We start from the raw sequence: 13,124 nt of genomic DNA, 5'->3' as shown, positions 1-13,124 counted from the left end.
TATAAGTCACTTTATGTGGCGGCGAAAACATTTACCAAAGTTCAACACACCTTAATGAACTTACCAAAATTTCCAATACTTTAAACGCTTGCGTGCTTTAAACGTTCTGATTAAGTTTAAGGGTTTCGCTTTCACCGGTTGATGGCTCCCTGCCAACCTCTCATCTACAGCACCTAATACTCGCTCTGCCGACTTACCATCATTATAAGGATGGGTTTGACGTTGAAATTCGGTTATCTTTTCCATCAAGTAAGTCGGTTTAGTGAGCGCAAATGCAATTTTTTCTTCCAACAGGTCAGCCTGTTCAAAATCCACCAAATAGTCTTTAGGGTTGGAGTTTTTAAACGTCACTACAGGTTTACTCAATAATAAAAACATCAATAACACTGATGAAGTATCACACAACATGACATCAGCCTGTTGTAATAGTGGTAAAACATTATCTGTTTCAACAAATGTTAAATGCTCACTTTGAATACTTTTATATTTTTCGACAACAGCAGAGTCCATTTTAGGGTGAAATTGCACAAGCCATTGCCACCGACCGCTAGCACTCAATTTTTTTACTTGCTCGAACAAATGTGGCGCACAACTTAACTGCTTAGAAAATGTTGAGCACATTAACACTACAGGTTTCTTATTCTGTTGTGGTTGGTAATCATGCAATGAATCAACAGCCGGCCAGCCTGTTTCCGCTACACTAAAAAACTCATGCTGTTTTGCTAATTCTTGAAAAGGTTTGGTGGTATTAGGACCTTGAGTGCAGTACAAATCAAAGCACCCTCGTATATTAAAATGCCCTCGACTATCGGAACGTTTTTCAACATTAAAACCATGAAATACAGCTACTTTCAACCCCGGTAAAAAATCAGGAATTATATTTCCCGGAACAAAAATGGCATCAGGCTTAAACGCCATGATGTCATCGACTGAAGGTAAGCAATGCTCATCATCTTTAAAGAAATCCAAATTAACGTCATTCCCCTTTACAAACCATTTTACTTCATCTCCTCTAGCTTTTATTGCCGTCTGCAATGGTCGTAATATTGCAAACGAATAGTTTTGAGAAATATAAAGCAAAAACTTCTTTGCTGACATAATGCTAGCCGCTCATTAATGGATTAAGTTTGGGTGTATTTTATTAAATTTGATTTATAGTTGGCACATTACAAAATAACTACAGCAATAATAACGTGCAAAATCATCGCGTATCATTCTATCAAAGCCAAACGGCTGATGCGCACAATTGCGCGATGAAAAATGTAAATTATCTGAATACATCATTAAAGACAAAGAGTTACCAATGATTCAATTGGTAGTTTAGTTGCCGGTTAACCAACTTATATATCGACAAATTCAATCAATAAAAAATAGTTATTGACTTTAGGCTAACAACTAAGTTACTAATATGTTCATTAACTTTTAAGTAGAAACTCTAAAAATTATTTTCAGATGCAAAATATTTTCGTAACGACAATTATTAACCTCCTCCTCGCAAAAAAGATGCGCGGATGGTTTGTTGTTGCTTAAAAGTAAAGAATAACTAAGAAACCCGCGCTAATAACCGCGGGTTTTTTTATGCCCGCATTCTTAGCAAACCTTTGATCAAATTGGGAAATATAGGGAAGAATGATGGACAACAAGGTAATCATTTTTGACACCACATTACGCGATGGCGAACAAGCATTAACCGCAAGCTTATCAGTGCATGAAAAACTTCAAATTGCTCAAGCCATAGAGCGCTTAGGGGTGGACATCATTGAAGCTGGCTTTCCAGTTTCTTCACCAGGTGACTTTAATTCGGTTCAACAAATCGCAAAAACTGTAAAAAACTCTATTGTGTGTGGCCTATCTCGAGCGGTTGAAGGCGATATAAAAGCTTGTGCTGACGCGTTAAGTGTTGCCGAACAATTTCGAATTCACACTTTTATTTCAACATCTGATGTCCACGTTCAGCAAAAATTACGTAAAGATTTTTCTGATGTAGAAGCCATGGCAGTTCACGCCGTTAAGTATGCTAGACAGTTTACCGATGATGTTGAATTTTCTTGCGAAGATGCTGGTCGCACCCCAATTGACAATTTGTGTCGCATGGTCGAAAACGCAATTAAAGCGGGCGCTACAACCATTAACATTCCCGACACGGTCGGCTATACACTGCCTCATGAATTTGGCGGCATTATTGATAACTTATTTAATCGTGTACCCAATATTGACCAAGCTATTATCTCTGTCCACTGCCACAACGATTTAGGTCTAGCAGTTGCCAACTCTGTTGCCGCAGTAAATGCAGGTGCAAGACAAATCGAATGTACCATTAATGGTATTGGAGAGCGCGCCGGTAATGCTTCATTAGAAGAAGTTGCGATGATAATGAAAACACGTGCTGATATTTTAGGAGTACATACCGGAATAAATCATCAAGAAATTGCTCGTACCTCTAAGTTAGTAAGCCACTTATGTAACATGCCAGTGCAACCCAATAAGGCCATTGTTGGTAGCAATGCATTTAGTCATTCTTCAGGTATTCACCAAGACGGTATGTTAAAAGCCAGCAACACCTATGAGATCATGACGCCAGAAAGTGTCGGAATTGCAAAAACTAAGTTGAACTTAACTTCTCGTAGCGGTCGTCATGTAATTAAGCACCGCATGGAAAGCCTAGGCTATCAAGAAAGTGATTTTGATTTAGACACCCTATACACGGACTTCTTGAAGTTAGCGGATAAAAAAGGGCAAGTGTTCGATGATGATTTAGAAGCTTTATTATTCAACATTCAACAACATGACACTAAAGAGCACTACCGCATTGAAGACTTACAAGTACAATCTGGTACCAGTAAATTTGCAACTGCCGGCGTGAAGTTAGCCGTTGGTGACGAACAAATGATGGAGTCGGCTACGGGTAACGGTCCTGTTGATGCGCTTTATCAAGCCATTAAGAAATGTATCAATGATGATATTGAAGTGGCAGATTACAAAATTTCCAATAAAGGTGAAGGTGAAGATGGCCTTGGCGTAGCCAATATCGTTGTTCATTGGCAACAACGAAACTTCCATGGTTACGGCATTGCTACCGATGTTATCGAAGCATCAGGTCAAGCGTTAATTTCTGCTTTAAACGCCATTCACAGAGCTAAACAAATACAGAATATTCGCGAACAAAAAGCGAATCGAAAAGTTTCAAATAGTTAGGAAGAACACATGTCAAACATTGCAATTTTAGCCGGCGACGGTATCGGCCCAGAAGTTATGCAAGAAGCCAAGAAGGTACTTGCCACTGTCGCTGACAAATTTAATTTTACAATCAGTATGCAAGATTATGATGTGGGTGGCTGCGCAATCGACAATCACGGCGAAGCATTACCACTATCGACTCTTGCCGGCTGTGAACAAGCTGATGCCATATTATTTGGCTCAGTTGGCGGACCTAAGTGGGAAAACCTACCACCAACCGAACAGCCTGAACGATGTGCACTATTAGGCTTACGTGGTCATTTTGATTTATTCTGTAATATGCGACCTGCAACTTTACAACCAGCATTAGCTTCACTTTCAACATTGCGTAGTGACATTGCTGAATCTGGCTTTGATGTATTAGTGATGCGTGAATTAACCGGCGATATTTATTTTGGACAACCAAAGGGACGAAGAGGTGACGGCGACGAAGAAACCGGTTTCGATACCATGCTTTATTCTCGCCGAGAAATTGCTCGTATTGCTCACCTAGCCTTTCAAGCAGCTCAAAAACGCGATCACAAAGTTACTTCAGTTGACAAAGCCAATGTCCTAGCAACCAGTATTTTATGGCGAGAAGTCGTCGCTGAGGTAGCAAAAGATTACCCAGACGTAAGTTATGAAAATTTATACGTTGATAACGCGGCTATGCAACTTGTGCGTGACCCAAATCAATTCGATGTTTTGCTGTGCCCTAATCTATTCGGCGACATCTTATCTGATATTTGTGCCATGATCACAGGTTCCATGGGCATGTTGCCATCAGCAAGTTTAAATTCCGATGGCTTTGGCATGTACGAGCCAGCTGGTGGCAGTGCTCCAGATATTGCTGGACAAGGTATTGCAAATCCAATTGCTCAAATTCTGTCGGCTGCACTAATGTTGCGCTATAGCCTTAACCAAAGTGAAGCAGCAGATGCAATTGAAAACGCAATTGCTAGCGCATTAGATAACGGTATTTTAACCGCAGATTTATTACCTGCAGAACAAAAATCTCAAGCTAAAACAACACAAATCGTTGGCGATTATATTTGCCAGCAGATTAAGGAAGCATAATCATGTCGACAACCAATGCAACAACCTTGTATGAAAAATTGTGGCAACGCCATATCGTTGACGATACACCAGGTGAAACACCGCTTTTGTATGTAGACCGTCATTTAATTCATGAAGTAACTTCTCCGCAAGCTTTTGCTAACTTGAAATTTCATAACCGTCCAGTTCGTAGACCAGATAAAACTATCGCAACTATGGACCACAACATATCGACTCGTTCAGTAGCGATTGATGCCGCAGGTGAAGGTGCTGCTAACCAATTAAGAACGTTAGAAAAAAATTGTGAAGACTTTGGCATTAAGCTATTTGGAATGGGCCATAAAAACCAAGGTATTGTTCATGTCATGGGGCCTGAGTTAGGTATTACACAACCTGGGCAAATTATAGTTTGCGGCGACTCCCATACAGCAACACATGGCGCTGTTGGTGCTTTAGCATTTGGTATTGGTACATCTGAAGTTGAGCATGTTTTGGCAACACAAACATTGCGTCAAACCAAAGCTAAAACCATGAAAATTGAAGTACGTGGCCAAGTCGCTCCTGGCATTAGCGCTAAAGACATTATATTAGCAATTATCGGCAAGACAGGAAGTGCAGGAGCAACAGGTTATGTAGTTGAGTATTGCGGCGACGCTATCACTGCACTTTCCATGGAAGAGCGCATGACTATCTGTAATATGAGTATAGAGTTTGGTGCCAAAGCAGGCTTAATTGCACCTGATCAAACGACTTTTGATTATTTGCAACATAAAGAATATGCGCCTAAATTAGCTGACTGGGATGCAGCAGTAGCAAATTGGAAAACATTAAAAACTGATGATGAAGCGACATTCGATGCAGAATTAGTGTTAGAAGCCAAAGACATTAAAGCGCAAGTCACTTGGGGGACAACACCTGGTCAAGTTACTACTATTGACGCTGAAGTGCCATCTCCAGATGACTTTACTGAGCAAGTAGAAAAAGATTCATGCATTAAGGCTTTAGCTTATATGGGCCTTGAAGCCGGTACTAAAATCACCGATATCGAAATTAACAAAGTGTTTATCGGCTCATGTACCAATTCTCGCATAGAAGACTTACGTGCAGCAGCATCTGTTGTATCAGAATTTGCTAAGCAAGGTAAGCATGTTTCAGACAAGGTTGATGCGATTGTCGTTCCAGGTTCTTATCGCGTTCGTGAGCAAGCAGAACAAGAAGGTTTAGCTCAAATATTTACCAACGCAGGCTTTGAATGGCGCCTACCTGGTTGCTCTATGTGTTTAGGTATGAACGACGATAAACTAGCAGAAGGAGATCGTTGTGCCTCTACGTCAAATCGCAATTTTGAAGGTAGACAAGGTCGTGGTAGCCGTACTCATTTAGTTAGCCCGGAAATGGCTGCTGCTGCGGCAATAGCTGGTCGATTTGTCGACTTAACCAATTTTAACCAAGCATAAGAGGAGAAAACCCATGGATAAATTTTCAACCCACTCTGGCTTGGTTGTTCCTTTAGATATTGCGAATGTCGATACCGACGCCATTATTCCAAAACAATTTTTACAAAAAACTGAACGGGTGGGCTTTGGTCAGCATGCTTTTCATGACTGGCGATACTTAGATGGAGAAGGTACTCAACCTAACCCAGATTTCATTTTAAATGCACCACAATATCAAGGCGCCAGTATCTTATTAGCACGCGAAAACTTTGGATGTGGTTCAAGTCGCGAACATGCACCTTGGGCATTACAAGAATTCGGATTTAAAGTTATTATTGCACCAAGCTTTGCAGATATTTTCTATGCCAACTGTATCAATATCGGTATATTACCGATTAAATTGGCTAACGAAGAGATTAATGAGTTATTTGAGGCTTGCAATGGCAATGCAAATTCGTTGACGGTTGATTTACTTAATAATAAAGTCACCCATGATAATAAATGCTACACTTTCTCCTTAGATAAATTTCACCAATATTGTCTAGAAAATGGAGTAGATAGTGTTGGCTGGACCTTAAAAAAACTCGATGCCATCGAAACTTTCGAGACAAAACTGGCAAATTGGCAGTAATGTTACGAACCACTTGGCATCAGCAATATAGAGCATTATGATGCCAAGTGACAATTCTTCACAAAATTTCAAAGAAATACCCATTGCCCAATTAAGGCCGGGTATGTATGTCAAATCAATTTCCTATCAAGACAAAGGCTTTATTTTAAAGTCTGAAGGTTATGTGCTAAGCGTAGCTAAAGTGATGCAGTTAAAAGAGGCCGGGATCAAAAAGGTTGTAATCGACCCTCTTAAGCAAAAGGCTGCGGAAGAAGTAGACAAAGTTATGCCTAGCATAAGCTCTAGCCCATTAACTAAGCTTAATAAAGTCGGACGAAAGAAAGTAATATCGCTAGAAGACGAACTAAAGCAAGCACAGGCTTTATATGGCAATGCTAAAAATTTACAAAGTAAAATCCTAGGCAATGTACAAGCAGACAAGTCAGTTGATGCCGATGAAGTTAGAGAAACAACTGATGCCATGGTGGATTCCATTTTTAGAAACCAAGACGCATTAGCCTGTTTATCTCGCCTGCGCTCTAAAAGCGATTATTTAATGGAGCACTCGCTAAATTGCTCTATTTTGATGGCAATATTTGCCAAGCATTTAAAGTTTGAACGAGACGTAATAGAACAACTCACATTAGGCGCATTTTTACACGATATCGGCAAAGTTTTTTTACCTAATGATATTCTTAATAAACCTACTGCACTGTCGGCTAAGGAAGAAGGGATTATAAAAACCCACGTCGCACTAGGCGCAAAAATCTTAGAAGATACCCCACAGATATCGCATATTGTCATGACCGTATTAAGAGAGCATCATGAACGACTAGATGGCAGTGGTTATCCCAAAGCATTAAAAGGTGATGAAATCAGTAAATTTGGCCGTATGATGGCGATTGTTGATAGCTATGATGCGATGATTTCAGACCGGTGCTATCAAGATGCAGTTCATCCAGTAAATGCGTTTAAAACGTTAATTCAAGAATCCGCTACTGGCTATGATGAAGAGCTTGTAGAAAAGTTCATTCAATGTTTAGGGGTATATCCAGTCGGTACTTTAGTTCAACTCAATAGCGGGAAAATTGGTTTAATTAGTGAATTAAACAAAGCGAAACCCACTCATCCAATCGTCAAAGTGTTTTATAATTCAAGGTTAAATCAAGCTATTGCGATTGAAGATATAGACTTAAGCCAATCAAAGTATAAAGATCAGATTGACAAATGCATTCGCCCAGAAGAATTTAACATCAATTTATTGAGTTTCTTTAAAACCGCGTTTGAGCATTAAGAGCTAGCAGTTGTTCGCAAACTAATGGTTAGCGCTAACCAACTACTTACTACCAGCTAGAGAGCGCGGGCAGTGAAAATTGTTCGCCATCTAGCGCTAATATTACTGTATCTGGAGTGATTTTATTTAACACCACTCTGCCAGCTAATACATCCCCTTCATAACGTTCACGGCCATTTACTCTAACCCAGCCATTGCCATCGGTTGCAAAAATATGGACTTCAAATTGCAGTGCTGGCACCCTATTTTGAATATGGCTTGGCATATCTAATAATGAAGGAATTTCTTGCTGCTCATTTTCTAACGCATTTGAGACAGGCAAATCTTGGGTTTCATCAATGGCTTGTTGAAATTTAGCCAATAAATCATCAGAAACACCATCGACTTGACTCACTTCGAAAGCAATGTCTTGGTCTTGTTGCGCTTGAATTGCAGGTGTAGTGTCAATTTCTAATGTTGCTTTAGTTGCCGAATGAGTAGTTGGGTCACTCAACACGTTACGAGTTTGGGCGCGAGCATCAGCAGGTGAACTTTTCTCTAGCGATTCAATATTGCCTGCTAACTTGTCATGTGAAACTTCAGGCTCAATGACATTACCTGATGGTAAGTCATTGTTTTTCAAAATATGCTCTGGTGAAGCTGCAATAAGTTCCGTATTAGTTGTTGTAACTACTAACTGTTCTGATGCTTCAGATTTATCAGAAACTATCTTACTTTCATTTACTTGATAGTTACTGCCAAGTAAATACGCTGCACCTAATAAAATAATTAAATTCGCTGCTACGCTAACGGCGATAATTTTTTTATTTTGCCACCACGGCGTCAAATGATATTCGCTCCCTAGTGCTTGCTGTGAAGCAATTAACACAACTTTTCGAGTTACAATCGAGTCATTACGGCCATAAGCGGTTGCCAGCGCCCTATCACAGAGTAAATTAATAAGACGAGGGATCCCTTTGGAAATCTTATGGATCAGCGCAATAGCGCCATCATTGAACAAAGGTCGATGGCAATCAGCTACCGTTAACCGATGTTTGATATATTCTGCAACTTCTGCACGTGTTAAAGGCAGCAAGTGATAACGAGCTGTAATTCGCTGCGCTAATTGTCTTAAATCGCGTCGCTGCAATAATTGTTGTAGTTCTGGCTGCCCTATTAACACCACCTGCAACAGTTTTTTTGTATTCGTTTCTAAGTTAGTTAGCAAGCGTAGCTGCTCTAATACTTCTGGCTGTAAGTGCTGTGCTTCGTCAATAATCAATAACGTATTGATATCATTACTTTGATTACTTAAAAGCTTCTGCTGTATTTTGTCGGTTAAGTACTTAAGTGTTGTGCCGGTTTTCTTGTATCGAACTTTTAGTTCATCACAAATAGTTGCTAATAACTCTAAGCAAGACAGTGTCGGATTAAGAATAAAAGCGACTTGTGTATTTTCAGGTAGTTGCTCTAGTAACCGTCTACTCAAGGTCGTTTTTCCAGTTCCAACCTCGCCGGTTAATAAAACAAAGCCACCTGTATCACCTAAGCCATAAGTTAAATGAGCTAAGGCTTCCTTGTGACGATCACCTAAAAATAAGTAATCTGGGTTAGGAGCTATTGAAAATGGAACGTCATTAAGTCCGAAAAAACTGGTGTACATGCTGATAAATACTCGTTAAAGGCTAGGCTAAACTAACCCTTAACTTGTCAGAAGTCAAAGACCTAAAACGGAACGTATTCATTGATGAGACGCTAGCGTATTTAACTTTTGTGCTTAATTTTTAAGTTTGTAGATTTAAACGTAATTTTACAAACAAAAAAGCCCACTTACTGTGGGCTTTAAATTTATATTGGACTCGTTAAAACGTTTAAGCTTTTTCGCCTACTACACCACGTTCAACTTGATCACGTTCAATTGATTCAAATAACGCTTTAAAGTTACCTTCACCAAATCCGTCGTCTTCTTTACGTTGGATAAACTCGAAAAATACAGGACCTAACAAGGTATCCGAGAATATTTGTAGCAATAAGCGTGGCTCGCCACCTTCAGTAGTACCATCAAGTAATAAACCACGAGATTGTAGTTCATCTTCTGGCTCGCCGTGGCCTGGTAAGCGCTCTTTTAACATGTCGTAATAGGTATTTGGCGGAGCTGGCATAAACTTCATGCCATTTGCTTTCAATCTATCCCAACATGCATATATATCATCACAAGCAAAAGCGATATGCTGAATACCTTCACCGTTATATTGCATTAAGAACTCTTCAATTTGACCACCACCGCCAGCAGCTTCTTCATTTAGTGGAATACGAATTTTACCATCCGGAGCTGTCATCGCTTTAGATAATAAACCAGTGTATTCACCTTTAATATCGAAGTAGCGAATTTCACGGAAGTTAAATAAATCTTCGTAGTAACTCGCCCAATAATCCATTCGACCACGGTAAACATTGTGAGTTAAGTGATCTAAAGTATGGAAACCGCAACCTTCAGGATGGCGGTCTACACCTTCTATCCAGTTAAAGTCGATGTCATAAATTGACTTTCCTTCTTCGTAACGATCAATTAAATATAACGTTGCACCACCGATACCTTTAATTGCAGGCAAACGAAGTTCCATAGGTCCTGTGCTAATTTCAACTGGTTGAGCACCTTTTTCTAAACATGAGCTATACGCATGCTGAGCATTCTTAACACGGAACGCTAAACCACAAGCAGATGCACCATGCTCTTCTGCATAGTAGCCTGCATGTGATTTTTTCTCGTAGTTTGTAATGAAGTTAATGTCGCCTTGACGCCATAATTCTACGTCTTTTGATTTATGACGAGCAACTTTTGTAAAACCCATTGTTTCAAATACAGGTTCTAGTATTCCTTTCTCTGGCGCTGTAAATTCAACGAATTCAAAGCCGTCTAAACCCATTGGGTTTTCAAATAAATCTGCCATTATTATTACCTTGGTTTCCAAGTAGAACTTAGTGATGAGCAGAGTATCTTTTGACGGCTATAAATAGGCAAGTAGTTGAAAGTGTAAAGGCAACAAGTGGCTGTAAATAGGTTTTTACAGCACTTGTAAAGTGGATGTTTTTATAGGATTACCTATACTTGCATTCGATCGTTAACCAAATAATTTACCAAGCTTCTCTTTTAATTTATCTTTCGCTTTATTTTCCAACTTCTTTTTTTGCTGCTTAACTACGTCGCTATTGGCCAAATCATCAATAGCGGCATCAGTGCTGTTTAGCAGAGATTCGATTTGCAACAATTCAGACATTTCTCCTTCGCCTAAATTTAAACTACTTGCCGCTTTTTCATTTAAGCCTGAAGTAAGTGTTGACTGAAACTCATTCAGCTTGGCCGAAACTTGTCCTTTAAAGGCGTCAGATAACAAATTATTAAGTGAAGAATCAAGTTGCCAAGTTGGCGATAACCAGTCTCCATCCGCACTTAGTGCTAATGAAAGGTTATCGGTAGAGGAAAGCGTATCTATCAGTATGTTTGCGAGTTTAGACTCAGCGTTCCCCGAAAATTCATTCTCAGCCAATGCAAAGTCACTGCGTAATGCTAATTGACCATTGTTAATATCGAACTGCCCAACAACAGCTAACATCGCTTTTACTAACTCTAAGTTAAATGCAGTAGAGTTTTGTAGCTCAATGTCATTTAACGGCAGGTTCTGTACTGACCAGCTCCCTATCGCTGTTACAACTTGTTTTGCATTTAAAGCAAACTGAGCGTCTGCGTTTAGTTCACCCAACTTACCCGCTTCATTAGCAACAACATTTAATTTCGACTGTTTATTAATCAGCCAATGTTGGTGGGTAATATCTTCTAGATTAACTCGATAGTTTCCTTGGCCAAGCGCTAAAGATAGCTCGGCCTTCTTTAGCCAAAATTCAGGTAACGGTTGCTGCTCATCAAAATGAACAAAACGGCCATTGTCATTTACTTGCGACGCTTGAGAAGAAGCTTTTTGTTCAGAACTCGACTTAATATGAGTCAACGCAATTTCAGCCCATTGGTAATAGTCTCGTGCTTTGTCACCAAAAATTAAATGAGCAAAGTCTTCAGCTTCAATTGTCTGCAATTGATATTTTGTTGAGATGTCCTGCCAGTCTTGTTTAGGTGCATCTTTTAAGGCAGTAATATCAGTTGCTAGATTTTCCTTTGAGGCAAGCACTTGCTCTTTCATTGCTTTTATTTGTGCTTGCTCCTGCTTAAACTCAGCTTTTAGTTGTTCAAAATCTTTCTTTATTTTTTCTAAATCAGCTAGCGATTTTACTTTAACTTTTGATAGCGCTTTAACTCGATGTTCAAAAGATTTTAATTTTTCTTTATCGGGCAAATTTTGTTTTATTTTGGCTAAATTTTCTTTTTCAGTTGCATACGTTTGTTCGAGTTTCTTTGCTTGTTTGACAGTTCTAAGATTAGCATTATCAAGCAATGATTGAGGATCTGGCAGATTTTGCTGCATATCGTCTAACCAACTTGATTTAGCGCTTGAATCTTCACTCTTATCTTGTGTAGGTGCTCGATACACTTGCCCTACTGTTTGTCGTTTATCACCAAAAGTTAAGTTTTCAACTACCAACGAATCAATAATAGTTTTGCCAAAGATTAACGGCCATAACTCGATAACAGCATCAGCCTTTGTAAGGCTAACCATATTATTTTCTGGCTTCTTAGGATCTGTCGCCTGTAGCTGATTAATTTGTAAACCAAATGGCATTAATGCTACCGATACGCTGTCAACATTGACTTCTGCACCGGTATATTCTGCGCCATAGCGCTCAATAGCCTGCTTAGCTATGGGGCCAGCAAGTAAATAGGCGATACCAGCAATTAAGCCGATAATAATTAAAAAGGCGACCGCCCCTTGCCATCTAATATAATGCATGGCTATTTATCTCCTGAGATGCCGAATTGTTGATATAGCTGAAACACACGAGTTGCTTTTAACGCTTTGACAATGGCTAAGCGTTCAAAATAATTTTTAATGTGTTGGCGATACTTAAGCACTAAAAGCTTGGTTAGAAAGTAAACAGGCACAGCTAGCACTGCTCCTAACACTAATGAACCAAGGTTATAAGTGTGGTGCCATTGGCCAAGTTTAAACCATCCAAATTGATACAAAGATTCGAAAGCCGCACTTGTTGACGAGCTAGTTAATAGCATTTCTCCAATCAAGATACTTACGGGTGACAATATAAATGCCAAGCCTTCAAATAACGTCGCACCAATGATAAATGAAGCCAGATGAACTTTTACCATTAACACAAGCAATAGTATTAGCAGTGCCTGTAGTGACAAAATAGGTGACAGTGCAAATAATAGGGACAAAGCAATTGCTGCTGATACTTGTCGGGATGAGTTTTCTGAGTTTAGGGCTTTTAGTAATTGTGCTAATAAACTTAGCATAGCTGCTCCTTAAGCTACTTGGCACATATAAAAAGTGTAGTTCAGCTTTAATTAACCTACTACGCCTTTTAATGACTTTATTTGTGCCAAGTACTCCTTGTAATTAAAACG

10 protein-coding genes are annotated in these 13,124 nt (G+C 39.4%); 5 read left to right on the top strand and 5 right to left on the bottom strand.

Annotated features, from left to right (window positions below; all coding sequences use genetic code 11):
* Window positions 1–60 precede the first annotated feature (60 nt).
* Window positions 61–1,098, bottom strand: coding sequence for a CDP-glycerol glycerophosphotransferase family protein (locus HII17_RS11745; RefSeq protein WP_169075544.1), 1,038 nt, complete (start codon window positions 1,096–1,098; stop codon window positions 61–63).
* A gap of 534 nt (window positions 1,099–1,632) precedes the next feature.
* Between HII17_RS11745 and leuA the strand changes: the two genes are divergently transcribed.
* The 5 genes from leuA to HII17_RS11720 are packed head-to-tail and all read left to right on the top strand — an operon-like array spanning window position 1,633 to window position 7,612.
* The gene (gene leuA / locus HII17_RS11740) at window positions 1,633–3,195 is read left to right on the top strand and encodes a 2-isopropylmalate synthase (protein ID WP_169075622.1); all 1,563 of its coding nucleotides are present in this window, start codon (window positions 1,633–1,635) and stop codon (window positions 3,193–3,195) included.
* A gap of 9 nt (window positions 3,196–3,204) precedes the next feature.
* Window positions 3,205–4,293, top strand: a complete 1,089-nt coding sequence (gene leuB, locus HII17_RS11735; RefSeq protein WP_169075543.1) for a 3-isopropylmalate dehydrogenase — start codon at window positions 3,205–3,207, stop codon at window positions 4,291–4,293.
* Window positions 4,294–4,295: 2 nt separating this feature from the next.
* Entirely contained in the window at window positions 4,296–5,729 is a 1,434-nt protein-coding gene (leuC, locus tag HII17_RS11730; RefSeq protein WP_169075542.1) for a 3-isopropylmalate dehydratase large subunit, read from the top strand.
* A gap of 13 nt (window positions 5,730–5,742) precedes the next feature.
* A complete protein-coding gene (gene leuD / locus HII17_RS11725) occupies window positions 5,743–6,339 on the top strand; it encodes a 3-isopropylmalate dehydratase small subunit (RefSeq protein ID WP_169075541.1) in 597 nt (198 codons plus the stop codon).
* Between the two features lie 37 nt (window positions 6,340–6,376).
* A complete protein-coding gene (locus HII17_RS11720; RefSeq protein WP_235938714.1) occupies window positions 6,377–7,612 on the top strand; it encodes an HD-GYP domain-containing protein in 1,236 nt (411 codons plus the stop codon).
* A 49-nt stretch (window positions 7,613–7,661) separates the two neighbouring features.
* Here the strand turns inward: HII17_RS11720 and HII17_RS19330 are convergent, their stop codons facing one another.
* The 4 genes from HII17_RS19330 to HII17_RS11700 all read right to left on the bottom strand — a co-directional run bounded on the left by HII17_RS19330 (window position 7,662) and on the right by HII17_RS11700 (window position 13,013).
* Entirely contained in the window at window positions 7,662–9,254 is a 1,593-nt protein-coding gene (locus HII17_RS19330; RefSeq protein ID WP_169075540.1) for an AAA family ATPase, read from the bottom strand.
* A 208-nt stretch (window positions 9,255–9,462) separates the two neighbouring features.
* Window positions 9,463–10,542 (bottom strand): 4-hydroxyphenylpyruvate dioxygenase, encoded by a 1,080-nt coding sequence (gene hppD, locus HII17_RS11710; RefSeq protein ID WP_169075539.1) that lies wholly within the window; start codon window positions 10,540–10,542, stop codon window positions 9,463–9,465.
* Window positions 10,543–10,713: 171 nt separating this feature from the next.
* Entirely contained in the window at window positions 10,714–12,492 is a 1,779-nt protein-coding gene (locus HII17_RS11705) for a TIGR03545 family protein (protein ID WP_169075538.1), read from the bottom strand.
* A 2-nt stretch (window positions 12,493–12,494) separates the two neighbouring features.
* Window positions 12,495–13,013 (bottom strand): TIGR03546 family protein, encoded by a 519-nt coding sequence (locus HII17_RS11700; RefSeq protein ID WP_169075537.1) that lies wholly within the window; start codon window positions 13,011–13,013, stop codon window positions 12,495–12,497.
* Window positions 13,014–13,124: the final 111 nt, after the last annotated feature.

The sequence above is a fragment of the Thalassotalea algicola genome (genome assembly GCF_012932965.1).
GTDB lineage: Bacteria > Pseudomonadota > Gammaproteobacteria > Enterobacterales > Alteromonadaceae > Thalassotalea_F > Thalassotalea_F algicola.
This window is presented reverse-complemented; position numbering and strand designations above follow the sequence as displayed.

Coding starts and splice junctions, on each gene's coding strand:
- leuC (WP_169075542.1), top strand. CDS start 4,296: ATGTCGACAACCAATGCAACAACCTTGTATGAAAAATTGTGGCAACGC.
- HII17_RS11705 (WP_169075538.1), bottom strand. CDS start 12,492: ATGCATTATATTAGATGGCAAGGGGCGGTCGCCTTTTTAATTATTATC.
- HII17_RS11720 (WP_235938714.1), top strand. CDS start 6,377: ATGATGCCAAGTGACAATTCTTCACAAAATTTCAAAGAAATACCCATT.
- HII17_RS19330 (WP_169075540.1), bottom strand. CDS start 9,254: ATGTACACCAGTTTTTTCGGACTTAATGACGTTCCATTTTCAATAGCT.
- leuA (WP_169075622.1), top strand. CDS start 1,633: ATGGACAACAAGGTAATCATTTTTGACACCACATTACGCGATGGCGAA.
- leuB (WP_169075543.1), top strand. CDS start 3,205: ATGTCAAACATTGCAATTTTAGCCGGCGACGGTATCGGCCCAGAAGTT.
- HII17_RS11745 (WP_169075544.1), bottom strand. CDS start 1,098: ATGTCAGCAAAGAAGTTTTTGCTTTATATTTCTCAAAACTATTCGTTT.
- HII17_RS11700 (WP_169075537.1), bottom strand. CDS start 13,013: ATGCTAAGTTTATTAGCACAATTACTAAAAGCCCTAAACTCAGAAAAC.
- hppD (WP_169075539.1), bottom strand. CDS start 10,542: ATGGCAGATTTATTTGAAAACCCAATGGGTTTAGACGGCTTTGAATTC.
- leuD (WP_169075541.1), top strand. CDS start 5,743: ATGGATAAATTTTCAACCCACTCTGGCTTGGTTGTTCCTTTAGATATT.